This window comes from Longimicrobium sp., from assembly GCA_036389795.1.
In the GTDB taxonomy this organism is placed as follows: domain Bacteria; phylum Gemmatimonadota; class Gemmatimonadetes; order Longimicrobiales; family Longimicrobiaceae; genus Longimicrobium.
In genome coordinates this window covers 24,506-48,974 of the sequence record DASVWD010000157.1, presented here as the reverse complement: position 1 = coordinate 48,974, position 24,469 = coordinate 24,506, and the positions used below count along the sequence as shown (strand labels likewise).

Sequence of the window (24,469 nt, the reverse complement as noted above, 5' to 3'; positions counted from 1 at the left end):
CTGATACCACTTTGCAGAGCATCGTTCGGGTACAGCTTTCTGATAGAGCATCACACAGAGGACACAGAGGACACAGAGAAACTTCAATCGCGTCTTCAGTTCCTCCGTGTTCTCTGTGTCCTCTGTGTGATTCCAATCTGTTCGGAACCAGAACAATGCTCGGCAATCTGGTATCAGAGGCTCGTTTCAAACGGATGCCGGGGAGGCGCGCGACGCGAAGCTTGACACGTGCACATCCGTTCCCGGCCTGTGGCGGCGGTGTCTCGATAGGGACGTATCCCGGACAGCGCGCGCATTGGGCCGTCCTGCGCACTGGAGGGACGTTCCGTGTAATTCCGTTCCTCCGCAGGGGGTTGGGCGGGCCCGGCGCGGGCTCGGAAAGGGGCGCGGAAGGTGCCTGCGCGGCGCGTGCCCACCGCCCGCGGCTCCCGCGGGCACGTCCCCTTCCCGGTAATGCGGAGGCCTTCATGCACCCTTCCTGGAGCGACCAGTTCACCGTCCCCGGCTGGTTCGGGCACGAGACGCAGGGCGCGGCGGTCGCCGTGGCCGACGTCAGCGGCAACGGCCGGCCGGACCTCGTCGTGTTCCACCTGGACAACCCTGCCGGCGAGAACCACGGCTACTACCGGATCGGCTGGAACCTGAACCCCTACGGCCAGGTCACCGGCGGCTGGAGCGACGTCAAGCCGGTCCCCGGCTGGTTCGGCGCCGAGAACCAGGGAGCCGGGATCGCGGTGGCGGACGTCAGCGGCAACGGGCGCCCCGACCTGGTGGTGTTCCACGTCACCAACCCCGCGGGCGAGAACCAGGGCTTCTACCGCATCGGGTGGAACCTGGACACCAGCGGCAACGTGACGGGCGGGTGGACCCCGGTGCAGCAGGTGCCGGGGTGGTTCGGGGCCGAGGACCAGGGGGCCGACATCGCCGTGGCCGACATCAGCGGCAACGGCCGGCCGGACCTGCTGGTGTTCCACATCACCAACCCGCCGGGCGAGAACCACGGCTACTACCGCATCGGCTGGAACCTGGACGCGGGCGGGGTAGGGGCCGTGACCGGCGGGTGGAGCCCGGTGAAGGAGGTGTCGCGCCTGTGGCTGCCGGAGCACCAGGGCGCCGGGGTGGCGATCGCCCGGGTGGGCGCCGCCCGCCACCTGGTGGTCTTCCAGCTGGCCGACTTCGAGGGCGAGAACCAGGCGTTCTACAACGTGGGCTGGAACCTGAGCGCCGCGGGAGACGTGGCCGGCGGGTGGAGCCGGGGCGCGCGGGTCCCCGGCGGGTTCGGCCCCGAAGACCAGGGGGCGGGGATCGCGGTGGCGGACCTGCAGGGCGACGGCGGGCAGGACCTGGTGGTCTTCCACGTCCAGAACCCCGTGGGCGAGAACCGCGGGCAGTACCGCGTGGGCTTCAACTTCCTCCTGGAAAACGCCGAGGCGCTGGCGGTGCACGCGGCGCTGCTCGGCAACGGCCGCGTGCTCTACTTCGGCGGGAGCGAGAACGACCCCGCCGCGAACGACAACGGCCAGGTCGACACCGCCCGCGTGTGGGACCCCGCCACCCAGGCCATCGCCTACGTGCGCGCCCCGGCCCACGACCTCTTCTGCAGCGGGCACGCGCTCCTCCCCGACGGGCGGCTCCTGGCCGCGGGGGGGACCGACGACTACGGGAGCTCCAGCCACGAGGGGAACTTCAGCGGCCTGCGCGAGGCCACCCTCTTCACCCCCGCCGCCCAGGCCTTCGCGGCGGCCGCGCCGATGCCGGCCGGCGGGCGCTGGTACCCCACGCTGGTGACGCTCCCGGACGGGCGCATCCTGGCCATGTCCGGCATCCCGGGCGAGGGGGACGCGCGCCACGTCAACACCACGCTCGAGGTCTTCCAGCCCAGTCCGGCGCCCGCGGGGAGCTGGGTCCGCGCGGGCGAGCGGCACGACGTTCCCGAGACCTACCCGCGGCTGCACGTGCTCCCCACCGGCGAGGTGCTGTGCGCCAGCCCGATGTCGGGCGACACCATGAAGTGGAACCCCGCCACGGGCGCGTGGACGACCGTGTCGACCGGCACCGGCTACCCGGTGGGCTACTGGTGGTCGTCGGTGCTCTTGCCGCTGCAGCCGCCCGACTATCGCACCCGGGTGCTGGAGGTGGGCGAGGTGAGCCCGCGGCTGCTGGATTTGGGTCCGGGCGGGAGCGCCACCGGCGCGGCCTGGGCGTCGCTCACCGGGCGCGTGGTGCCGGCCACGCCCCGGCACGGCGCCAACCCGCGCCGCCGCCAGTGCAACGCGGTGCTCCTCCCCGACGGCAAGGTGCTGGTGGTCGGCGGTACCGCCTCCACGGAAGACACCGACGCGCAGGCGGTGCTGATCACGGAGATCTTCGACCCGCAGACGGGCGCCTGGTCCACGGCGGGGAGCATCGCCGTCCCCCGCGTCTACCACTCGGTGGCGCTCCTGCTGCCGGACGGGCGGGTGTGGGTGGCGGGCTCCAACCACGACGGGAAGCAGGGGCGCACCCAGGAGCTGCGCCTGGAGGTCTACTCGCCGCCGTACCTGGGGTGGGGGGCCGCGCGCCCGTCGGTGAGCGCGCCGGCGCTGGTGCGCTACGGCACCTCGTTCACCGTGGGCTCGCCGCAGGCGGCGGCCATCGACGCGGTGACCCTGGTGCGCTGCGGCTCGGTGACGCACGCCTTCAACGCGGACCAGCGGCACCTCTTCCTCTCCATCACGGGCCGGACCACGAGCTCGCTCACCGTGGCCGCGCCCCCGAACGCGCGCGTGGCGCCGCCGGGGTGGTACATGCTCTTCGGCATCGACCGCCTGGCGGACGGGCGGCAGGTGCCTTCGGTGGGGAGGCTGGTGCAGGTGGGGCCGTGAGGAGCGGGAGAGTGCGAAATGCGAGGTGCGAAGTGCGTGACGCCGGGATCCGGAGGCCGGATCTTGCCGGCCGCCGGGAGCGGTGCCATCCTGCGGCATGGCATCCGAGACCGAACTCCGGGACCAGCTCGCCCTCGACCGCACCTTCCTGGCGAACGAGCGCACCCTGCTCGCGTACGTCCGCACCGCGCTCGCGCTCGCCGGGGCGGGGGCCGGACTGCTCGGGTTCGTCGAAACCCCGGCCGCCCGGAGCGGGGGCTGGGTCCTGCTCGTGGCCGGCGCGCTCGTGATGGTGCTCGGGATCTGGCGGTTCCTCACCGTGCGGCGGCACCTGCACCGGAACCGCACACCCGCCGCACAGGCCTGACGCCGCGCGCGATCGAAGGCGGTGGCGCGCCGAGGCCATGCTTCTCGATCGGGCCTGCCGTGCGGCGGTGATCGTGGCCGCACAGCTCTCTCGCAAGAGCGTCCCTCTCCCGTGGCGGCGCGGGAGAGGGCATCTTGTTCGTGCTGACCTTCTCTCCCGGTCGCCGGCTCTCCTCCCCTCCTTTCCTCGTCGACCATGGCCATCGTACAGGCCGACCCGTCTCGCGCCGCTACCCGCGAACCGACGGCATCCGACGCGCCGCCGCCGCGGCCGCCGGTGGCGTGGGCGGTCGTGGGCGCGCTCGCGGCCGTCAAGCTGGCGCTGCACCTGGCGACCAACGCCTTCACGCCGTACGGCGTCCACCGCGACGAGCTGCTGTACCTGGCGATGGGGCGGCATCTGGAGCTGTGGCGGATGGAGTTCCCGCCGTTCATCGCCATCGCGGCGGAAGCGGAGCGCGCGCTCTTCGGCGACTCGCTGCTCTCGATCCGGCTGCTGCCGGCGCTCGCGGGGACGCTCGTCCTGGTGCTGGCGGCGCTCGCGGCGCGCGAGCTGGGGGGCGGGCGCTTCGCGCAGGGGGCGGCGGCGCTGGCGGTGCTCTCGGGCGTCCTCTTCCAGCGCACGGCCAACCTCTTCCAGCCCGTGGTCTTCGACCAGCTCTGGTGGACGCTGGCGCTGTACGCGCTGCTGCGGCTGCGCCGCTCGGGCGACCCGCGCTGGTGGCTCGCGGTGGGGCTGGCGTGCGGGGCGGGGCTCCTCACCAAGTTCAGCATCCTCTTCTTCGGCGCGGCGCTCGCCGGGGCCGTCCTGCTCACCCGGCACCGGCGCGACTTGCTGACGCCCTGGCCCTGGCTGGCGCTCGCCGCCGCGCTCGCCGTCGGCAGCCCGAGCCTGGTCGGCCAGGTGCGGCTCGGTTTCCCGGTGGCAGGCTCGATGTCCGACCTCCAGGAGTCGCAGCTCGCGCACGTGGGCTACCTGGACTTCCTGCTCGGCCAGGTGATGATGATCGGCCCGGCGTTCGTGCTCGCGGCCGCAGGCGCCGTCTCGCTCCTGGCGGGGCGGGCGAGGGCGTTCCGGGTCGCGGGGTGGGCGTGCGTGCTAGCGGTGCTGATCCTGATGCTGCTGCACGGGAAGGCCTACTACGCGGGGCCCGTCTACCCGCTGCTGCTGGGCGCGGGCGCGGCGTGGCTGGCGGACTTGCGGGGGCGCGGGGCCGGTGCGCTGCGCTGGGGCCTGGTGGCGGTGGTCGCGGCCGTGGGGATCGTGCTCCTGCCGCTCGGCGTGCCGATCCTGCCGCCCGAGCGGATGGCGGCGTACACCCGCTCGGTGGGGATGGAGGAGGCCAACCGCAACAACCGCGGGGAGATGGAGCGGCTGCCGCAGGACTACGCCGATATGCTCGGCTGGCCGGAGCAGGTCCGCGAGATCGCGCGGGTCTACCGCTCGCTGCCGCCGGAGAAGCGCGCGAAGGCGGTGGTGTGGGGCGGCAACTACGGCGAGGCGGGCGCCATCGACTTCTACGGGCCGCGCTGGGGGCTGCCGGGCGCGGTGAGCGACGCGGGCACGTACTGGTTCTTCGGCCCGGGGCGCCTCCCCGGCGAGGTGCTGATCACCATCGGCGAGCCGGCGGAGGACCTGCGCCCGCTCTTCCGCACCGTCACCCGCGCCGGCTACGTCGACCACCCCTGGGCCGTCGGCGAGGAGCGCGGCAACACCATCTACGTGGCCGAGGGGTTCACCACCACGCTCCAGGCGCTCTGGCCGCAGCTGCGGGAGGACGATTGAAGAGGGTTCGTCCAGGGTGAGACCATCCAGGGGCGAATGAATTCGCTGCAACAACTACACGAAGTTCGCCTGCACAGGCGAATGAATTCGCCGCTACGACTACACGAAGTCCGCCTGCGCGGACTGGCGGGCTGCGCCCGCGCGCTTCGCGCCTCGAAGCCAGCCTGCCTGCGCTGAAAGCAGCCTCCGCACCGAACCAGCCTGCGCAGGCAGGCTTCTCGCCGTTGTTGCCGCGGATTCATCCGCCCGGCAACCCGCCCCGGCACCCGCCATCTGTTCCGCTTGTCCCTTCCGGAGCGCCCGTCTATCTTCGGGGCAGGGAGGCGCGACACGCTGAACCTGCCGCCTCCCGGGAGAAGTACCGATGCACGCAGTCCAGCTTTCCCGCTGGGCGGCCGTCTGGCTGACGGCCCTCGTGGTCGTCGCCGTGGTGGTGGCGATGGGCTACGGGCTGGTCGCCCTGCCGCTCCTGCTGCTGGCGGGAGGACTCGTCGGCGGCGCGCTGATGTCGTACCTCGGCGGCGACTGAGCCCCGGGGCGCCGCGGCGCCCGGGCTCCGGAGCCGGTCCGAGCCCCCGGCCTCTTCCCGCGCGGGAGACCGGTAGAGAGAGGTGCGTGCCGCATCCGCCGGCCCCGGGCCGGCGGGTTTTTTGTGCCTGGATCCCGCGCGCTCGCCGATCCCGATCAGGCGCTGGAGCGGGCATCGGCGCGGCGCTTGCAGCCCGGCGGCCCGGTCGGACCGTCGACTTCGGATGGAGACCGGGTCATGGACAACCGGGGTGCATCGCCGCTCAGGATCCTCCTGATCGCGGCCGCCGTGCTGATCGCGATCGTCTTCGTCGCCTTCGGCCAGCTCTACATCGCCCTTGCGATCTTCGTGTTCGCGCTGATATTCGGCGCGGCGGCGCTCTTCGCGCGCGCCAGGACACCGACCGACTGAAACCCTGCCGCATGCCCCGCATCCAGCTCGTGCACCTGGCCCACGCCCGCTCGGGCGACAAGGGCGACACCGCCAACGTGGGCGTGATCGCGCTACGCCCCGAGTTCTACCCGGTCCTGGTGGAGCAGCTCACCCCGGAGCGCGTGAAGGCGCACTTCGCGGGAATCGTCCACGGCGGGGTCGAGCGCTTCGAGCTCCCCAACCTGGAGGCGCTCAACTTCCTGCTGCACGGCGCGCTGGGCGGCGGCGGCACCGTCTCGCTCAAGACCGACGCGCAGGGGAAGGTGCTCTCCACCGCCATGCTGCGCCTGGAGGTCGACGTCCCCGACGAGGTGGCCGCCCTGGCGCTCGGGGCGGCCGGGACGCCGTCGTGAGCGACGCGCCGGAGGCCTCGCCGCTCCTGGCGCGGCGCGAGGGCGGCGTCGCCCGGCTGGTGCTGAACCGGCCGGAGAAGCGCAACGCCCTGGACGCCGCGCTGGTGGCCGCGCTCAAGGCCGCGCTCGGCGAGGCCGACGCCGACCCGGAGGTGCGCGTGGTGGCCGTCGAGGGGGCGGGGAAGGACTTCTGCTCGGGGGCGGACCTCTCGGCGCTGCGCAAAATCGCCGGGGCGTCGGTGATGGAGAACCTGGAGGACGTGGACGAGCTGGCCGAGCTCTTCCTCCTCCCGCGGCGGATGAAGAAGCCGGTGGTGGCGCTGGTGCGGGGGCGCGCGCTGGCCGGCGGGTGCGGCCTGGCCACGGCGTGCGACCTGGTGCTGGCGGCGGAGTCGGCGCAGCTCGGCTACCCGGAGGTGCGCATCGGCTTCGTCCCGGCCATGGTGATGGCCATCCTGCGCCGCAATGTCTCCGAGAAGCGCGCCTTCGAGCTGATCGTGCGCGGCGCGCCCGTCTCCGCGGCCGAGGCGGAGCGGATCGGGCTGGTGAACCGCGTCTTCCCCGACGACGCCTTCGCGGCCGAGACGGGCGCGGTGCTGGCCGAGCTGGCCGAGCGCAGCCCCTCGGCGGTGCAGCTCTCCAAGCGCCTCCTCTACCACTCCGACGCCATGGGCTTCGAGGCGGCCGTCCGCGCGGGGGCCGACGTCAACGTGGTGGCGCGGATGACGGAGGACATGCAGGCCGGCGTGGCGCGCTTCCTGGAGCGCGGATGATCTTCCTCTCCCGCCGGCCCCGCGGCCCGGGGCGGTTCCTCGACCTCAAGGTGCAGTTCTTCTTCGCGGGCGCGGCCGTGCTCCTGCTGGGGATGGCGCTGCGGCGCGACGCGCTGGTGGGCTTCGCCCTCGTCATTTTGGTCGCCGGTTTCGCGCTGCGCTTCTTCGAGCGCGACGAGGGGCCGCCGGACGCGGACGCAGACGCAGAGGACGGGGACGACGACGGCGTGGGAGAGCCGGCCGACGCGCCTCGCGGCGAACCGCCGCCGCACGGGCCACCCGACGAGCGATCCTGATCGTTTCGCACGATGGAGATGCCGCCGTAGCGAGATCCGCTGCGGCGGCTTCAATATTCCCGCGAATTTCCATCGACAGGAGAGCTGCTTGCCTGAAGAGGCGGGCAGGGCCTGGCGCCGGGACGGTCGCTGCGTTGCGCGAGCGGTGGGCGGCGTCTCAGGCGCGCAGGCGCTCGGCCAACGCGCGGGTGTCGGGGTCGGGGTCGGCTCCGACTTCCTTCTTCAGCCAGGCGGCGAACTCCTCGTAGTAGCGCAGAGCGCGGTTGCGCTCGCCCCGGGCGGCCAGCGCGCGCATCACCCGCCGCCGCCCCTGCTCACAGACGGGGTCGATCTGTACAGCGCGCTCGCCCAAGCGGAGCGCGCGGTCCCAGTCACCGGTAGCCTCGGCTTCGGCGCCGAGCCGCTCCAGCCGGGCCAGCGCCGCGTTGCGCAGGTCCGCGCGGCGGCGCCCCGCCCATTCGTCGAACTCCCTCGACCCGAAGCCCGCTTCGAAGCCCTCCAGGAACGGCCCCGCGTAGAGCGCGAGCTCGTCGTCTACGCCCGCGGGCGGGCCGCCGCCGAGCAGCAGCACCGCGTCGCACTGCACGGCGCCCGTCCAGCGCACGCTCTCCCTCTCCACCACCAGCGCGTCGCGGCCGGCCGTGCGCGCGATGCGCCCGAGCGTCTGGGTGAGCGAGTGCCGGGCGAGGCGCTCGGTGCTCTCGCCCCAAAGCAGCGCGGCCAGCCAGGCCCTCGAGTGCGGCCGGGCGCCCTCAATGGCCAGGTAGGCCAGGAGCGCCAGGTCCTTGCGATAGCGCAGCAGGCCGCCCACGACGCTGCCGTCCTCCCTTCGCAGGACCGGGTGCCCGAGCGTCTGGAGGAACTTCCGCCCGTCTCGCTCCATCCCTTCCTCCCACGTTCTCCAGTAAAGGAGCGTTGTGCACGCGCGCACGCACAGTGGTAGGGGTGTGCAATCTCGAAGTGTCAGCCTCAGGGCGATCCTACAGGCCCAAGACCTTACAACCCCATAGCGGGCCTGGAGAGGGGCAAGGCTAGGACCAGAGAGGAACGTCACCACTTGTCGCAAATAAGTCCTATAAATTCGTCGTGTTTGTAATTGTTGGCCCTCAAGGAGCGTTGTGCACGCGCTCGCACGCACAGTGGTAGGGGTGTGCAATCTCTGCACTTAGAGACAGCAAGACTCCCTTCGCGCCATTGCAAATCAGTGACAAGAGACGTGAAGCGACTGTGCACCAACACCACAGCGCCACCCCCGCCGAGTCGGTCCCTGAAGTGGCGTGGTTACGGGGCTGGCGTGGACGGCCTCGGGGGCGAGCTGATGTTCATCGAGGCCTCGCGACGCGTGCGGGGTTGCGGATCAGTGATTACGCCACGTCTGACGCCGGTGCAAACGTCCGTGTGCTTTCGGTGCGGGGTGTGTGCGCCTCGGGTGCGAGCTGCGTGTGCCCCGAGTGCGGGGCGCGTGCGTCCCGGGTGCGGGGTGGCCGATAGCGTGGAAGGCGCAACCTGCCCGGTGCCATGCCGGGTGCACCTTTCACCGTCTGACGGAGAAGTAAGATGACGAGAAAATTCTTCGCCGCACTGGTGGCCGCCGCGCTCGTGGCGGCGTGCGCGGACTCCCTGCCCACGGAGCCGCGGGACACGACGAGCTTCGTGCAGCCGCGCTTCGAGGACGGGGCAACCCAGCCGCCGCCCGACACCACGTGCCGCAACGGGATGCTCGGCTCGGGCACCCGGTGCTGATCCGGGGGTCTTCCGTGGCGTCGGCGCCCGGCCGCGGCGGAATGCGGAAGGATTTTCGTTTTCCGCATACTCGTACCAGGCGAGTCGGCCGGGGGCTCGGCTCCAGGGGTGAAATTCTCCCCGCCCGTCCTACTAATTCTCAGGCAAATTCTCAGGCGAGCCGCAGGTGAGCGGCGACCGTGCGGGGGGAGGCCATGGTGCACGCCGCACCTGAGCGGGAGGTGCGGGGAAAATTCGTTTTATGTGCGAGGTCCACAATAGCCTTGGTGGGTGCCAACCTGCTCGGTGACAACGCCGAGCGCACCCCCTCACCGTTTAACGGAGAAGGAAAAATGACGAGAAAGTTCTTTGCCGCACTGGTGGCCGCCGCGCTCGTGGCGGCGTGCGCCGACTCCCTGCCCACGGAGCCGCGGGACACGACCAGCTCCGTGCAGCCGCGCTTCGAAGACACGACCCAGCCGCCCGACACCGTCTGTCGCAACGGCATGCTCGGTTCAGGGACGCGCTGTTAGCCGGAGCCCCGTGCGGCCTCCCCGGCGCGTCTCGCCGCGCGCGACGCACGCGGCCTCGCCGCCCAGGAGGACCGCCGGGGATGACGCGGAAGAGGGGCGGCCGGTCCACGGCCGCCCCTCGGCTCTTCGGCGGAGACCGCACCGCCGCCCATCTCCGTCTATGAGGAATCCTGTGATCCGGCGGGGTGACAGGACGCGCTACAGGTGGAGGCGCGGGCCGCCGCGTGTGGCCGCCCAGGCGAGCGCGAGCCCCGCAGCCAACGCCGCGGGCACCAGCCAGCGGCGCCGCGCCGGGTGTGCGCCATCGGGCTCCGCCTCCCGCGGCTCGCCGCCCGCTTCCGCTTCCGGTGCGGCCGGGGCCGGTCCCGCCCACGGGCCGGGGAGGGAAGGGCCCGGCTCGGGCGGGTCGGGGGGATCGGGAGGATCGGGCGAATCGGGGGGACCGGGGGAGTCGGGGCCGGCGGAGCGGCGGATCTTCTCGTACAGGGCCGTGGTCTCGTCCTCCGGCTTCAGCCCCAGCTCGGAGAGCACGCGCGCGGCGTACTGCATGTAGTGCAGGAGGGCCCGGTTGCGCTGGCCGAGGGCCTCGAAGGCCCGCATCGCGCGCCGGTGCCCGGACTCGTCGTACTCGTCGATCTCCACCTGGCGCTGGGCGAAGCGGAGCGCGGCGGGCCAGTCGCCGCGCTCCTCGGCGGCCGCGCCCCACCGGTCCAGCAGCCCGGCCGCGAGCTCCCTGTACTCCGTCCGCCGCGCGCTCGCCCAGTTGTCGAAGTCGTGGGCGCCCTCCCCCAGGCTCAGCCCGGCCAGGAACTCGCCCGCATAGAGCTCCAGCAGCCCGGGCTCGTCGCGGCGCGCGGCCTCCTGCAGCTGCGCGGCGTCGCACTCGAGTCGCCCGACGAACTGGACCGTTTCCTTGGTAGTGACAATGGACCCCGCGCCCAGCACCTTGCGCAGCCGGACGACAGCCTGCGTGAGCGAGTGCCGCGCGTCGTGCTCGGAGTGCTCGGCCCACAGGAGCGCCGCCAGCCTGGTGCGGCGGTGGACGGTCGGCTGCTGCAGGCGCAGGTACACCAGCAGCGCCAGGTCCTTCGCCCGCAGCTTGAAGGGAACCGAGTGGGCGAGCAGATGGGGAGCGCCGAACGTGCGCAGGTAGAGCCGTGGCCCGAAGTTCGTTGCCGTCATAATGGAAGGGATGGGTGTGTGTCGGAAACGCGTGTGGCCCGGGGCGCTCCGCGAGAAGGACGGTGCGCGAGACGCCAACTTTTCAGTGGCAACTCCGAGGCCGGTTCTGTGGTTTATTTGAATTCCAGCAGCACAGGGCAGGAAGACCGCCCGTCGCGGCGGGGGGGTACTGTCCAACGTAAGCAGCGGGCGCATAATCACTTACCCGTTTGCGCGCGGAGCCGGGAGCTCCGAACGGCGCCGCTGTGCACACGGGGGTTGCGTTGCGAATACTGCGGCTGGCGGTGGGGCACCGCTGGAAAGGTGGGGCGGCGGTGCCACGGCGCCGACACCGGCGCCAACTCCGACTGAACCGGCAGGACGTAGCAGAGTAGCGTCTTGGCGGACCGCCGCTCCGGGCGAGGAGCAAGAGATCGGCTCATCGTGACTCCACGGGAATTGCCTGGGATCGATAGAGGCCACTTCATCGTGTCTCCTGCATTAAAACGTTTGGGCTTACGACTGCTTGACGCGTCGTAGTACCCTACAGGGCATCTCGCCGCACCACGTCTCGTCCGAAATACGACGCAATAGGGACGACTGCCGCGTTACATTTCGCAACGTGGCGGGACCATAGGAAGGCAAGGTGAGGGCCAGGAGAAAGCATCAGGAGCCCCAGACGAATAAGTCGTTTGATTGTATGCACTTCCGGTATTTTGTCACTTTTGGAGCGTCTGTTTATTCTGTGCACGGTCCTCTCTTATTCTGTTTATTCTGTGCACGACACTGCATCCATGCTCCTGGGCATCCCCAAGACTTTTAGGACAACTTATTCTAACAAACAAGACACCTGTCCGGTTCGCGAAGCTGGGCTCGATTCGCAATGTTCGCCTCCTAACGAGTTGTACACTTGTCTAAGCCCACTCCGGGCCGTTCGAATCGTCCATTCGCTGCCGTAAACTGCGCTGCGCTTCCCGACAGGCTGGTGGAAGCGGAGCTGTTCGGCCACGAAAAAGACCTTTACTGGCGCCACGGCCGCGTGGGTAGGGTGCTTCGAGGCGGCCGAAGGGGCACGCTCCTGCTGGACGAGATCACCGAGGTGGGCACCCCATATCTAGGCCAAGCTGCGGGCGATCCAGGAGCGGGAGATCCGCAGGGTGGGGAGCACCACGTCTCCCAAGGTCAACGTGCGGATCATCACCGCGTCCAGCGGCGACCTCCGCCAGGTGTTCGAGGCGGGAGTGCTGCGGGAGGACCTCTACTAGCGGCTGCGGATGATCGAGCTCACCCTGCCGCCCCTGCGCGAGCGCAAAGAAGACTCCCCAGCCTGTGCAAGCACCTCTTTGTGCGGTGCAGGGAGCGCTACAACACCCTATAACGATTTGTTCTGACATGTCTCGCGGCGTATCAGCTCTCCAGGTTTCGAGGGTCACCCTCCCGGAAGCAGCACAGGCCTGCGTATGTGGTACGCCTTGCAGTACCTCCCCATCTCGGGCCATTGGCTCCTCCTCGCCTCGGTGTCGCCGCCATCTCCTCCATCTTCCTTTGGGGGCTCAGCGGGCGCATGTCGGTCCACACCTCCTCCATGTGGGCGAGGCACTCGTCCTTCGGCCCCGTCTTCCCCGCGTCGTTCCAGCCCAGCGGCAGCTCGCGGTGCGCGGGCCAGAGCGAGTACTGCTCCTCGTAGTTCACCGCCGCCCGGTACACCTGCCCGGGGTCCCGTCGGCAAGCTCGCGCGGGTCGAAGCGCACGAACACGTAGCTGGGAAAGAGCGGCCAGAGGACATGCTTCCTGCGGTCCTTCACTGCTCCGTCCGGGTATGGGAAGGGACGAGGAGCGGGTCAGGCGGGCGGAGAGCAGACAATGCGAAAAGGGGCGACCCCCGCACACGGAGCCGCCCCTGCCGCATCCTCATCGAACCGCGAAGGCGCCTCTACGCTTCCTTCGCGGCCTGGCGGTCGGGCTCGACGGGGAGGCGGACGGGCTCGGAGGGCTCCTCCTCCTCGTCGCGCACCACCCTGGGCTCGCCCAGGAGCGCCAGGTCGAAGATCTGGTCCATGCGGTCCGCGAAGTGGAAGCTCATCCCCTCGCGCACGTCGGCGGGGACGTCGCGCAGGTCGCGCCTGTTCCCCGAGGGGAGGATCACCTGCTGGATGCCGGCGCGGTACGCGGCCAGCACCTTCTCCTTCACCCCGCCGATCTCCAGGATCTTGCCGCGCAGCGTAACCTCGCCCGTCATGGCCACGTCGTGGCGCACGGGGCGCTCGGAGAGCGACGAGGCGATGGCCAGCGTGACCGCCGCGCCCGCCGAGGGGCCGTCCTTGGGGGTGGCGCCCACGGGGAAGTGCACGTGGATGTCGAAGTCGACGAAGGCGCCCTTCTCGATCCCCAGCTCCCGGGCCCGCGAGCGCACGTAGCTGAAGGCGGCGTTCACCGACTCGCGCATCACGTCGCCCAGCAGGCCGGTGATGATCAGCCGCCCGGTCCCCGGCATCTTGAGCGCCTCGATGAACATCAGCTCGCCCCCCGAAGCCGTCCACGCCAGCCCCGTGACCACGCCCACCTCGGGGGCCGACTCGGCGGGGGTGGCGCTGTGGCGCGGGTAGCCCAGCACCTCCTCGATCAGCCCGCGGTCGATGATCCAGCACGCGTCGGTGCCCACGGCCCGCTCGGCGGCGATGTAGCGCATGATGGCGGCGAGCGAGCGGCGCAGGTTGCCGACGCCAGAGTCGCGCGCGTAGCCGCGGGTGAGGAAGAGGAGCGCGTCGTCGTCGATGCGCACGTGCTCCGGCAGCAGCCCGTGCTCGGCCACGATGCGCGGGAAGAGCCACTCGCGCGCGATGGCGATCTTCTCCTCGGGGGTGTAGCCGGCGATGCGGATCTCGATGAAGTAGTCGCGCAGGTCCCGCGGGATGCGGTAGAAGTCGGCCGCCGAGCCGATGAAGAACACCTCGGAGAGGTCGAACGGCACGTCCAGGTAGCGGTCGGTGAAGGCGTCGCGGTTCTCGGGGTCGAGCGTCTCCTCCAGCGCCTCCACGGGATCGCCGTCCACGTTGCCGAGCCCCACCTCGTCCAGCTCCTCCAGCAGGAACACGGGGTCGCGCGCGCCCGAGTCGCGGATGAGCTGCATGAGCTTGCCCATCTGCGCGCCGCTCCTGGAGCGGCGCGAGCCCACCAGCTGGGCCTCGCTCCGCCCGCCCAGCTCCAGCCGCACCAGGGGGCGGCCGAGCCCCTGCGCCACAGCCTGGGCCAGCGTCTTCTTCCCCACGCCGGGCGGGCCCACCAGGCAGGGGATGGGGCCGCGCAGGTCGCCGCGCAACTCGGCCACGGCCACCACCTCCAGCAGGCGGCGCTTGGGCTCCTCCAGCCCCAGGTGCTCGGAGTCGATCGCCGTGCGCACGGCCGCCAGGTCGATCACGCCGCCGTTGGCCTGCCGCGTCCAGGGGATGGAGACGAGCGTGTCGAGGTAGGCGCGGATCTCCTGCGCCTCGGACGCCGTGAGCGAGGTGGAGCGCAGCCGCTCGGCCTCGCGGCGGGCGGTGGCGGCCACGCGCGGCGGCAGCTGCGCGCGCTCCACCAGGCGCAGCGCCTCGTTCGCCTCGCGCTCCACCGGGTCCAGCTCGCCCAGCTCGGCCTGCAGCGACTGGATGCGCCGGCGGATCTCGGCGCTGCGCTCCCGGCCGCCCTGGGGGAGCGGCTCCTCGCCCTGGGCGGCCTCGTGCTCGTGCTCAATCTCGCGGAGGTGCTCCCACTCCTCCTCGAGCGCGGCCAGCACCAGCTGCAGGCGCTTCTCCACGTCGAGCTCCTGGAGCACCGCGTCGCGCGCCTGCAGCTTGAGGTTGCAGAGGTTGGCTGCCAGGTCGGCGAAGCGGCCGGGGTCGCCCAGGTTCATGCGCAGGATGCGCGGCACCTCGTCGGGGATGCGCTCCACGCGGGCGGCCACCCCGCCCAGGGTGCTGAGGACCTTCTCGATGAGCGGGTCGGCGTCCTCGGGCGCGGCGGGGACCTCCTTCACCTCGCGCGGGGTGGCCGAGTAATAGTCGTCCTCCAGCCGCACGTCGTCGAGCCGGATGCGGCGCAAGCCCTGGAGGGTGGTCTGGATGGTGCCGCCGGGGAGGTTCAGCCGGTCCAGCACGCGCACGGCGGTGGCGACCTTCTCCAGCCCCCGCGGGTCCAGGGGGAAGTCGTCGTCGGAGGTGGACACCATGGCCACCACCAGGTCGCGCTCGGGGTGGCGGGTGAGCGCCTCCACGTTGGGGGCGAAGCCGATCTGCAGCGCCGTGGCCCCGCCGGGGAAGACGATGGTGCTGCGGATGGGGAGGACCGGGATCCGCTCCGGGAGCTTCGGCATCCTATCTCGCGGTCTGGCTTCTGGTTAGCCCGGCGCCCCGTCGCCGAGGCGGCGGTCGAGCGCGTGCAAGAACCGGGCAATCCGGCGGGCGTTGGCCCCGAAGTCGGCGCCCTCGCGGCGCGACTGCGAGGCGACGTCCACGCGGGTCTGGCCGTCCTCGTCGAGCGAGACGCGCACCCACACGTCGCCGGCGAAGCGCTGCAGGCGCGGGCGCGCCTCGGCGTGGATCTCGCCGCGGCGGGGGTCGCTGGCCAGCACCGTCCAGCGCTGCCCCTGGGCCGCGGTCTCCAGCGCTGCGGTCCACACCCGTACGAAGGGGACGGCGTACTCGCGCCCCGTGAGCCGCGGGTCGGGCGAGTCGGGGTCGGTCCAGGCCCGGCTGAGGCCTCTGCGGAAGGGGCCCACGGGGTCGCGGCGCTGCGGGGGAGCGCGGTCCGGGCCGGCGGCCGGCCCGGGAGTTCGAAAGGCGGGCAATCTACGTCGCGGGGGCCGCGCGGGGAAGCGACCGGGGCGATCCAGGGCGGTCCCGCCCCGGCCTCCCGGCTGCTCTGTGCCACATCCCACCGTAGGGGCGAGGCATGCCTCGCCCGTTCCCGGCGGATACGCCGGGTGAGGCGGTCTCCGCCTCGATATCAGCTGGCCAGCGCCCCACAGTCCGTAGGGGCGAGGCATGCCTCGCCCGTCCCGGCGGATACACTGGGTGTATCCACTCCCTCGACTAACTATTGCGTTTCGGCGGAATTGACGCGATTGTAAGGTCCGTCCGTTTAGTGGCCTGTGTACCAGGGCGAAGATCCAGCGGTCGAGGCATGCCTCGCCCCTACGAGGTTTCAGTGCGACGGGGAGCGCTCGTGCAGGGACTGGCATTCACGGTCGAGGCATGCCTCGCCCCTACGGAGAGACAAATGGATCTGCCGGTACGCAAGCACACGCGGGTACGGGGGTACGATTACTCTCAGCCGGGGATGTACTACGTCACGATCTGTACGCACGACCGGGCGCTGCTGTTCGGAGAGGTGCATGAGAATGGAGTCCGTCTTTCCGATGCAGGTGAAATTGCCCGTTTATGCTGGGATGAGATCCCTACGCACTACCCCGGTGTGGTGATCGATGCATTCGTCGTCATGCCGAACCATGTGCACGGTATTCTCGACCTCACGCAGCGCTCGGCAGGCTCAGGGCAAGGTGGTCGTATGCCTGCGCTTGGTTCCATTGTCGGTTCGTTCAAGTCCGCGGTGTCGTCACGCGTCAACACGCTCCGGAACACCCCGGGCACTACGATCTGGCAGCGGGGATTCCATGACCGGGTGATCCGCACGGACGAAGAACTCTTCAAGGTGCGGAAGTACATCGCCGAGAACCCGCTGGCGTGGCACCTGGACCGCGAGAACCCGAACACCTGGCGATAACCACCGAGGGGCGACGACCATGCGGCCGCCGCCCCTCGTCGGTGCCATCATTTCGTCGCCGGCCCTACGGCTGCGACGCCGTGGTCCGCGCGGGTGCGGCGCCGTCCTCCTTCCTGGCGCCGTAGCGCTCGAACCAGCTCATCATGTAGAGCTGGGTGCGCATCCAGTTGCTGGGCCGGCTGCTGGTGCCGTGGTACTCGCCCGCGAAGCGCAGGAGCGCCGAGGGGACGCCGCGCGCCTTGAGCGCCGCGAAGTACTCCTCGGTCTGCGGCATCGGGGTGCGCAGGTCCAGGTCGCCCGTCATCAGCAGGGTGGGAGTCTTCACGTTGCCCACGTACATCAGCGGGCTCTGCCTGAGCCACGGCTGCGGGTCCTCCCAGAACGGCTTCTCGAAGAAGTTGCCCACGAAGAGCGGGATGTCGGTCTGCCCGTGGAAGGAGAGCCAGTTGATCACCGGGCAGCGCACGGCGGCCGCGGCGAAGCGGTCGGTGTGGCCGATCACCCAGCTGGTGAGCACGCCGCCGCCGCTGCACCCGCCCACGTACATCCGCGCCGGGTCCACGTAGCCGCGCGCGAGCACGGCGTCCACCCCCGCCATCAGGTCGTCGTAGTCCACGCTCGGGTACGCCCGGTCGATGGCGTTGCCGAAGGCGGTGCCGTAGCCCGTGCTCCCGCGCGGGTTGGTGTAGAGCACCACGTAGCCGCCGGCCGCGAAGTTCTGGAACATCGAGTTGAAGCCCACGTTGTACATCGCGTGCGGGCCGCCGTGGATCTCCAGGATCAGCGGGTACTTGCGGCCGGCGTCGAAGGAGGGGGGCTTGACGATCCACCCCTGCACCCGCGCGCCGCCGCTCGACGTGTACCACACCTCCTCCACCTCTCCCGTCTTCAGCCGCCCCAGCACGTCTTCGTTCACCCGCGTGAGCTGCGCGACGCCGCCGCGGCGCAGGTCGATGCGCGCCACGTCGTCGGCCTCGCGCGGGCTGGAGCGGATGCCGAACGCGGTGCCGTTCCTGGCCACCGAGCCGAGCGTCAGGTAGTGCGCCCCCGTGGTGACCGCCCGGACAGAGCCGGAGAGCGGGGCGAAGTAGACGTTGCGCGCGCCGCGGTCCTCCACCGAGAAGTAGACGCCGGAGTCGTCGGGGGCCCAGCGCAGGTTGAGCGGGTCTCGGTCCAGCGAGCCGGAGACCTTGCGCATCCCGCCGCCGTCCAGCGCCATCACGTACAGGTCCTCGGCCCGGTAGGTCTGCGGGGTGAAGGCGTAGCCGGTGAAGGCGATCCAGCGCCCGTCGCGCGAGACGGCGGGCTGGCGCCAGGTGCCGCGCTCGCGGGTGAGCTGGCGGACCGTGCCGCCGGCCACGTCCACCGCGTACAGGTGCGAGTCGCGGTAGCGCAGGTCGGCCTGCGGGTCGTTCAGCCCCTCGATCACGATGGTGCGCCCGTCCGGCGTCCAGCTCCAGTTCACCGTGCCGGCCAGCATGTCGAAGCGGTACCCCACGTTCCAGTCGCCGCGGGTGAGCTGGCGCGGGGTGCCCCCGTCGGCGGGGACCACGAAGAGGTGCACGAAGCCGGGCTCGGTGAAGCCCTGCCGGTCCTGCCGGTAGTGCAGCCGGTCCACCACCCGGGGCGCGGCCGTCCAGCGGGCGCCCTCGGGAGCGGAGGGCATGCTGATGTTCCACGGCGTGGTCTTCGGCACGAACATGGTGAAGCCGAGCGTCTTCCCGTCGGGCGACCACCCGATGTTGGCCGGCGCGCGGTCCACGCGGGTGACCTGCGAGGAGGCCCCCTCGGCGTCCATCCAGCGCACCCACACCTGCGCGCCGCGCGGCTCGCCCTCGGCCAGGTAGGCGATGCGGGTGCCGTCGGGCGACCAGACGGGGTTGGAGCCCCGGGTGAGGAAGCGGTTGTGCGAGCCGTCGGCGTCCATGATCCACAGCGACGAGTCCCAGCGGTCCTCCACCCGGTTCACCCAGCGGCGGGTGTAGACCACGGTGCGCCCGTCGGGCGAGACCTGCGGGTCGGTCACCTGCTCCAGGTCCAGGTACTTCTCCACGGTGAAGAGGGTGTCCACCGGGGGCTGCTGCGCGCGGGCCGGGGCGGCCAGCGGGGGCAGCGCGGCCAGGACGAGGGCCGCCGCTCGTAGCGTGCGCTTCATGGGTGCTCCTGCGGATAGAACCGGTGCCGAAAGGAAGGGGAAGACGGGACAAACGTAGGGCGGAAGCGCGGCGGGAGCAAATCGTCGGGCGGGGACGAAACGCGGCCGGACGGCTCGCAGGAGCCGTCCGGCCGGTGTGTGCTGTCCCGAGCCCGTTCAGGGAGATCCGCCGCCACCGCTGGCGACGCGGTAGTCCGTGTTCTGGCCCGTGCTGTTGGAAACGTCCATTCCTGCGCGGGTGCTGGTCGTGGTCTTCATCGTTGCCTCTGCGTGCATGGGTCGTTCTCCAGATGGCGCGCTGTCCGCGGGCTCACTGCCCGGAGCCGAGGACCCGGTATCCCGTGCTCTCCCCCGTGCTGTTGGACACGTCCATCCCCGCGCGGATGCTGGTCGTGGCGTTCATCCGATCCTCCTTCTCAGCCCTGACCACCGGTGCCGCTGACCCGGTAGTCGGTGTTCTGGCCCGTGCCGTTGGAGACTTCCATCCCCGCACGGATGCTGGTGGCGGTCTTCATCGTGGCCTCCCGCTCAGTTTCCGCCGGTGCCGGTGACCCTGACGTTCGTGTTCTGGCCCGTGCTGTTGGAGACTTCCATCCCCGCACGGATGCTCGTGGCGTTCTTCATCGTGGGCCTCCTGGTCAGGGAGTCGGGGGTGTCCCGGTCAGCCGCCCGGCCTGGCGGTTACCCGGTAATCCGTGCTCTCGCCCGTGCTGTTGGTGACGTCCATGCCCGCACGGAGAGCCGTCGAGGTGTGCATCGGAACCTCCCTCGTCCCGGGGAAGCGGTGGCCCCCGGCGTCGTACCGGAGCCACGGTCCAGGGTACCCGTGGATGGCCGTGCGCGCGTGGAGGTTGGGATGAACTGTGGGCGAGCGGGCCGTGGTGCGGACTGGGTGGGCTCGGCTGTCGTGCGTGCATACGGGACGAGCACAGGACCCGGCCGCGGCAGGCTCGGAAACCAGGGATGGCGACCCGGCGTCGATCGGTCGTCCGGCGGAGATAAAACGCTCGGGCCGGACGGCTCGCGGGAGCCGTCCGGCCGGGTGCGGCCCTCCGCGATGCGGAGGCGCTTCGGCCGCTAGCCGCCGGGCGAGATCCTGAAGTCGATGTCCTGCCCCGAGTCGTTCCCCGCGCGGATGCCGGTAGCTGCGTGCATGTGACCCTCCGTCGTCGTGGTGCGTGGGGTGGAGCCGTCCGGCCGGGTGGCCCGACGCGCGCCCACCCGGCCGCGGTGCTCAGTGGCTGCCGCCGGGCGAGGTCCTGATGTCGATGTCCTGCCCTCCCGCGCGGATACCTGTAGCTGCGTGCATGTGACCCTCCGTCGTCCTGGTGCGTGGGGTGGGCTCAGCGGCCGTCGGGCGCGATCCTGAACTCGATGTCCTGTCCCGCGTCGTTCCCCGTGCGCATGCCGGTAGCTGCGTGCATGTGACCTCCGTGGTCCTGGCGCGTAGGATGGGAGTCGACCAGCCGGGTGGGTCCCACGCCCACCCACCCGACCGGGTGTTCAGTGGCTGTCGCCGCCCGAGAGCCTGTAGTCCACGTCCTGTCCCGTCCCCGCGCGGATGCCGGTGGCTGCGTGCATGGGACCTCCGTGGCCCTGGTGCGTGGGGTGGAGCCGATCCGGCCGGGTGGCCCCACGCGCGCCCACCCGCCCCGGATGTTCAGTGGCTGCCGCCGGGCGAGATCCTGTAGTCGACGTCCTGCCCCGAGTCGTTCCCCGCGCGGATGCCGGTAGCGGTGTTCATCTTCCTCCTCGCTTTCCTCCCTGGTTCGGTCGCGCTCCGGCCGTCTTGCCGGGCTACCGTCCACGGTATCGCCGGACCGGCGTACGCGTTCGGCCGGCGGGACGAGCCGAGGGCGCGCGGGCCGCGGCGCGCCTGGCGGGGCCCGGTGGTGGTCGACCCATCATCTCCGCGGCCCGGCCGGTGCCAGGACACACGAGAACGGGGGCGGCGCACCCGGCGCCGCCCCCGTCGTTCGCATCTTCCCCGTCTCCCGCCGACGCGCTACGGCATGGTGCTGTTGCTGCGCGTGCCCAGGCCGAAGGTGAAGGTCCAGCCGTCGCGGCCCTTGCCGTCGACGCTGCCGTCGCTCAGCCGCGCGACGCCCAGGTGCACGGGGCCGAACGAGACGCCCGCCCCCAGCAGGCCGCCGTCGTCCAGGTTCGACGCCACGCCGGCGCGCAGGCCCACCATGCGGGTGAACTGCTGCTGCCAACCCACGCTCAGGCTCCGGTCCCACATCCCGCCCACCCGGCTGTCCTCCAGGTTCCCCTGGTAGGCGGCCGCGAAGACGGCGTTGCGCAGCGCCGCCGGCCGCCAGGCCGCGCCCACGCGCAGCGTGCGCGGCAGCTCGGTCCCCTCCTCCAGGTCCGCGGCGAGCGCCTGCTCGGCCGCAGTGGAGGTGGCCGGGTCGTAGTCGGTCTCGCTCGCCTCGTACTCGCCCAGGAGCGCGTCGGGGTCGCCGCTCTGGTAGTCGGTGCGGTCGAGGACCAGGCGGCGCCGGCGCAGAGCATCGTCCCACTCGAAGGTGTTCACCACGTTGCCGAGCGAGGCGGAGACGGTGACCCCCGGCGCCGGCTCGGCGGCGAGCCCCAGGTCGAGCCCGAAGCCGCTGCCGCCCTCGGACTTCACGCCGCTGTACGTGACCAGCACGTCCGGCTGCGGCGCGGTGACCACCTGCACGCTGGTGATCCCGGCGCGCAGCAGCGTGTTGCCGAGGTACCAGTGCGCCGTGGCCCCCACGCTCACCGGCCCGAAGCGGCGCCCGTGGGCCAGCGCGAAGTCGACGTACTCGGCGCGGAAGCCCTGCGTCTCGTCCGGGAGCACGTCGTCGTTGCGGCCCAGGATGGGGCCGTTCAGCAGCAGGTCCACGATGTCGCGGTCCACCGTGTGGCTCCCGATGATGCCGTACGAGACGCCCACGGCGAAGCGGCGGATCTGCGCCGCCACCAGGGGGATGCGCAGGTCGCCGCGCAGCTCGGTGCCGGGCTCGGGGATCTTCTCCAGGATCTCGTCGCGCTCGGCCTGGTCCAGCTCGTCGAAGCCCAGCAGGTCGCGCGCGTCGCCGTAGCCGATCCCCAGCAGCGAGTAGCCCAGGGTGAGGGTGGGGATGCCGAACGACCAGTGCGAGGTGCCCGGTAGCCCCAGGTTGGCGGGGTTCAGGAACAGCGCCTCGTGCCCGCGCGCCACCGCCACGTACGCGCCCCCCATCCCCAGCGAGCGCGGGGTGAGCGGCACCTGTGCGGCCGCCGGCGCGGCGGCGGCGAGCGTGAAGACCGTGACCGCGGTGCGAACGAGCGAACTCCTCATCTGCATTCTGCTTTCGTCGTGGCGTTCTGCCCGCGCGCGCGAGGTGGCGGCCCCGGCGCCGGAAGGGAGCCGGGGCGGGGGCGCGGGCGGTGTGGTTCTCGTTGTGGGGTTTGAAGTTAGCCTCGCGGACCGCCGCGCGCGAGTGGGGCCGCGCGCGCCGGTCCGGCGCAGGGGGAGGGGCAACTCGCGGGCCGCGGGGGTGGCACGAGCGCCCGGCTCGCACGGGCGGCTGAAGCCGCGGCTACAACAGCAGAAAGCCTCGCAAACCCCGCGAGGCTTCAACAGCGAACCCCTTGCCGGCACCTGGTTTCGTCGCGCGAAGCGCCGGGGGTGTTTCCCCTCCACCGCGCAGCGGGGGAGGGAGCGCGCCCTCCGGCCGCGAGGAACGAGCAGCCGAGGGTCGCGCGGGGAGGGGGCCTCCCCCGGTGCCGCACCTCGCCGCTCCAGCGGTGTACCGGAGCCGCAAGGGCGGGGCTTCCTCGCCCTTCGCGTTTGCGGTAGCTTGTAGCCGCTTCAGACCCGATCGTTCGTACGCCCGTTTCCGCCTGCGAGAGACCGCACGTTGCGCATAGAGCACATCCGTAACTTCTGCATCGTCGCCCACATCGACCACGGGAAGAGCACCCTGGCGGACCGGCTGCTGGAATCCACCCGCACCCTCCAGAGCCGCGAGATGAAGGACCAGGTGCTCGACTCGATGGACATCGAGCGCGAGCGGGGGATCACCATCAAGCTGAACGCCGTGCGGATGCAGTACGCCGCGCGCGACGGCCGGGAGTACGAGCTGAACCTGATCGACACCCCCGGGCACGTCGACTTCACCTACGAGGTCTCGCGCTCGCTGGCCGCGTGCGAGGGCGCCATCCTGGTCGTCGACGCCAGCCAGGGGGTGCAGGCGCAGACGCTCTCCAACCTGTTCCTGGCCATGGACGCGGGGCTGGAGATCATCCCCGTGCTCAACAAGATCGACCTCCCCGGCGCCGAGCCCGAGAGGCGCCGCGAGGAGCTGGTGGACCTGCTGGGGATCGACCCCGACGAGGTGATCCTGGCCTCGGCCAAGGCTGGCGTCGGGATCGACGACATCCTGGAGGCGGTGGTCGCGCGCGTGCCGCCGCCGCAGGGAGATCCGGCCGCGCCGCCCAGGGCGCTCATCTTCGACAGCTACTACGACAAGTACGTGGGCGCCGTCCCCAGCATCCGCGTGGTGGACGGCGTGTTCCGGCCGGGGATGCGCATCGCCTTCGGCTCCAACGACTCGGTGTACCCGGTGGACGAGGTGGGCTACCTGCAGCTCGGCCGCTACCCGCTCCCCGAGCTGCGCCCCGGGGAGGTGGGGTACCTGATCGCCGGGATCAAGCGCGTCTCCGACACCCGCTCGGGCGACACCATCCTGGACGCCGAGAACCGCGCCACCGAGCTGCTGCCCGGCTACCAGGAAGTCAAGCCGATGGTGTTCGCGGGGATCTACCCCACCGACACCGAGCAGTACGAGGAGCTGCGCGACGCGCTGGCCAAGCTGCAGCTCAACGACGCCTCGCTCTCGTACGAGCCGGAGACCTCCACCGCGCTCGGCTTCGGCTTCCGCTGCGGCTTCCTGGGTCTCTTGCACCTGGAGATCATCCGCGAGCGGCTGGAGCGGGAGTTCGACCTGGACCTGATCACCACCGTCCCCAACGTGAAGTACCGGGTGGTGATGACCGACGGGAGCGAGCGCTGGATCGAGAGCCCCAGCGGGCTGCCGGACCCCACCAAGATCGACCGTATCGAGGAGCCGTACGTGCGGGCGCGCATCATGACGCCCGCCGAGTACATCGGCGCCGTCCAGAAGCTCTGCCACGAGCGCCGCGGCGACTTCAAGGGGATGACGTACCCCGACCCCCAGCGGGTGGAGCTCACCTACGACCTGCCGCTGGCCGAGATCGTCCTGGACTACTACGACCGCCTGAAGTCGGCCACGCGCGGCTACGCGAGCCTCGACTACGAGTTCGCCGACTACCGCCAGAACCCGCTGATCAAGCTGGACATGATGATCAACGGGGACCCGGTGGACGCCTTCAGCGTGATCATCCACCGCGACAAGGCGTACGAGTACGGGCGCAACGTGGCCGAGAAGCTGCGCGAGCTGATCCCGAGGCAGATGTTCGAGGTGGCGATCCAGGCGGCGATCGGCAACAAGATCATCGCCCGCGAATCGATCAAGGCCATGCGGAAGAACGTGACCGCCAAGTGCTACGGCGGCGACATCACCCGCAAGCGCAAGCTCCTGGAGAAGCAGAAGGAAGGAAAGAAGCGGATGAAGCAGGTGGGCACCGTGGAGATCCCCCAGGAGGCGTTCCTGGCCGTGCTGCAGGTGGGAGACTGAAGTGCGTGAGTGCGAAAGTGCGAAAGTGCGAGGGGGCCGGGAGCATGGGTTGCTTCCGGCCCCCGTC

The 24,469-nt window shown here is 71.0% G+C and carries 19 protein-coding genes; 13 read left to right on the top strand and 6 right to left on the bottom strand.

Going from position 1 to position 24,469, the window contains the following annotated elements:
- Window positions 1-467 precede the first annotated feature (467 nt).
- The 8 genes from VF746_21475 (at window position 468) to VF746_21440 (ending at window position 7,399) form a co-directional block, all read left to right on the top strand.
- Window positions 468-2,864, top strand: a complete 2,397-nt coding sequence (locus VF746_21475) for a galactose oxidase-like domain-containing protein (GenBank protein HEX8694996.1) — start codon at window positions 468-470, stop codon at window positions 2,862-2,864.
- Between the two features lie 97 nt (window positions 2,865-2,961).
- A complete protein-coding gene (locus tag VF746_21470; GenBank protein ID HEX8694995.1) occupies window positions 2,962-3,231 on the top strand; it encodes a DUF202 domain-containing protein in 270 nt (89 codons plus the stop codon).
- 195 nt (window positions 3,232-3,426) lie between these two features.
- On the top strand, window positions 3,427-5,016 hold the full coding sequence (locus tag VF746_21465) for a glycosyltransferase family 39 protein (GenBank protein ID HEX8694994.1): 1,590 nt from the start codon (window positions 3,427-3,429) through the stop codon (window positions 5,014-5,016).
- A gap of 364 nt (window positions 5,017-5,380) precedes the next feature.
- Window positions 5,381-5,545 carry a hypothetical protein gene (locus VF746_21460; protein ID HEX8694993.1) on the top strand — a complete coding sequence of 55 codons (165 nt, stop codon included), beginning with the start codon at window positions 5,381-5,383 and terminating at the stop codon, window positions 5,543-5,545.
- A 123-nt stretch (window positions 5,546-5,668) separates the two neighbouring features.
- A complete protein-coding gene (locus VF746_21455; protein ID HEX8694992.1) occupies window positions 5,669-5,956 on the top strand; it encodes a hypothetical protein in 288 nt (95 codons plus the stop codon).
- A gap of 11 nt (window positions 5,957-5,967) precedes the next feature.
- Window positions 5,968-6,330 (top strand): hypothetical protein, encoded by a 363-nt coding sequence (locus tag VF746_21450; protein HEX8694991.1) that lies wholly within the window; start codon window positions 5,968-5,970, stop codon window positions 6,328-6,330.
- The gene (locus tag VF746_21445; protein ID HEX8694990.1) at window positions 6,327-7,103 is read left to right on the top strand and encodes an enoyl-CoA hydratase-related protein; all 777 of its coding nucleotides are present in this window, start codon (window positions 6,327-6,329) and stop codon (window positions 7,101-7,103) included. The genes VF746_21450 and VF746_21445 overlap by 4 nt, the downstream gene beginning before the upstream one ends.
- On the top strand, window positions 7,100-7,399 hold the full coding sequence (locus tag VF746_21440; GenBank protein HEX8694989.1) for a hypothetical protein: 300 nt from the start codon (window positions 7,100-7,102) through the stop codon (window positions 7,397-7,399). Before VF746_21445 ends, VF746_21440 begins: the two co-directional genes overlap by 4 nt.
- Window positions 7,400-7,556: 157 nt before the next feature.
- Here the strand turns inward: VF746_21440 and VF746_21435 are convergent, their stop codons facing one another.
- A complete protein-coding gene (locus tag VF746_21435; GenBank protein HEX8694988.1) occupies window positions 7,557-8,282 on the bottom strand; it encodes a BTAD domain-containing putative transcriptional regulator in 726 nt (241 codons plus the stop codon).
- A gap of 674 nt (window positions 8,283-8,956) precedes the next feature.
- On the opposite strand from VF746_21435, the gene VF746_21430 reads away from it, so the two are divergent.
- Window positions 8,957-9,142, top strand: a complete 186-nt coding sequence (locus VF746_21430) for a hypothetical protein (GenBank protein HEX8694987.1) — start codon at window positions 8,957-8,959, stop codon at window positions 9,140-9,142.
- Between the two features lie 194 nt (window positions 9,143-9,336).
- Complete coding sequence (locus VF746_21425) at window positions 9,337-9,654, top strand: hypothetical protein (protein HEX8694986.1); 318 nt, start codon at window positions 9,337-9,339, stop codon at window positions 9,652-9,654.
- A 198-nt stretch (window positions 9,655-9,852) separates the two neighbouring features.
- Here VF746_21425 and VF746_21420 read toward each other — a convergent pair whose 3' ends face one another.
- On the bottom strand, window positions 9,853-10,836 hold the full coding sequence (locus tag VF746_21420) for a BTAD domain-containing putative transcriptional regulator (protein ID HEX8694985.1): 984 nt from the start codon (window positions 10,834-10,836) through the stop codon (window positions 9,853-9,855).
- A 1,103-nt stretch (window positions 10,837-11,939) separates the two neighbouring features.
- On the opposite strand from VF746_21420, the gene VF746_21415 reads away from it, so the two are divergent.
- Complete coding sequence (locus tag VF746_21415; GenBank protein ID HEX8694984.1) at window positions 11,940-12,080, top strand: sigma 54-interacting transcriptional regulator; 141 nt, start codon at window positions 11,940-11,942, stop codon at window positions 12,078-12,080.
- Window positions 12,081-12,748: 668 nt separating this feature from the next.
- On the opposite strand, the gene lon is transcribed toward VF746_21415, so the two are convergent.
- Together lon and VF746_21405 are read right to left on the bottom strand one after the other, a co-directional pair.
- The gene (lon, locus tag VF746_21410; protein ID HEX8694983.1) at window positions 12,749-15,166 is read right to left on the bottom strand and encodes an endopeptidase La; all 2,418 of its coding nucleotides are present in this window, start codon (window positions 15,164-15,166) and stop codon (window positions 12,749-12,751) included.
- A gap of 24 nt (window positions 15,167-15,190) precedes the next feature.
- Window positions 15,191-15,640, bottom strand: coding sequence for a DUF1499 domain-containing protein (locus VF746_21405; protein ID HEX8694982.1), 450 nt, complete (start codon window positions 15,638-15,640; stop codon window positions 15,191-15,193).
- A gap of 431 nt (window positions 15,641-16,071) precedes the next feature.
- Between VF746_21405 and VF746_21400 the strand changes: the two genes are divergently transcribed.
- Window positions 16,072-16,575, top strand: a complete 504-nt coding sequence (locus VF746_21400; GenBank protein ID HEX8694981.1) for a transposase — start codon at window positions 16,072-16,074, stop codon at window positions 16,573-16,575.
- 64 nt (window positions 16,576-16,639) lie between these two features.
- On the opposite strand, the gene VF746_21395 is transcribed toward VF746_21400, so the two are convergent.
- Window positions 16,640-18,730 carry a S9 family peptidase gene (locus VF746_21395; protein HEX8694980.1) on the bottom strand — a complete coding sequence of 697 codons (2,091 nt, stop codon included), beginning with the start codon at window positions 18,728-18,730 and terminating at the stop codon, window positions 16,640-16,642.
- Between the two features lie 2,005 nt (window positions 18,731-20,735).
- Window positions 20,736-22,040, bottom strand: a complete 1,305-nt coding sequence (locus tag VF746_21390) for a hypothetical protein (protein ID HEX8694979.1) — start codon at window positions 22,038-22,040, stop codon at window positions 20,736-20,738.
- 562 nt (window positions 22,041-22,602) lie between these two features.
- On the opposite strand from VF746_21390, the gene lepA reads away from it, so the two are divergent.
- Complete coding sequence (gene lepA / locus VF746_21385) at window positions 22,603-24,402, top strand: translation elongation factor 4 (GenBank protein ID HEX8694978.1); 1,800 nt, start codon at window positions 22,603-22,605, stop codon at window positions 24,400-24,402.
- Window positions 24,403-24,469 lie beyond the last annotated feature (67 nt).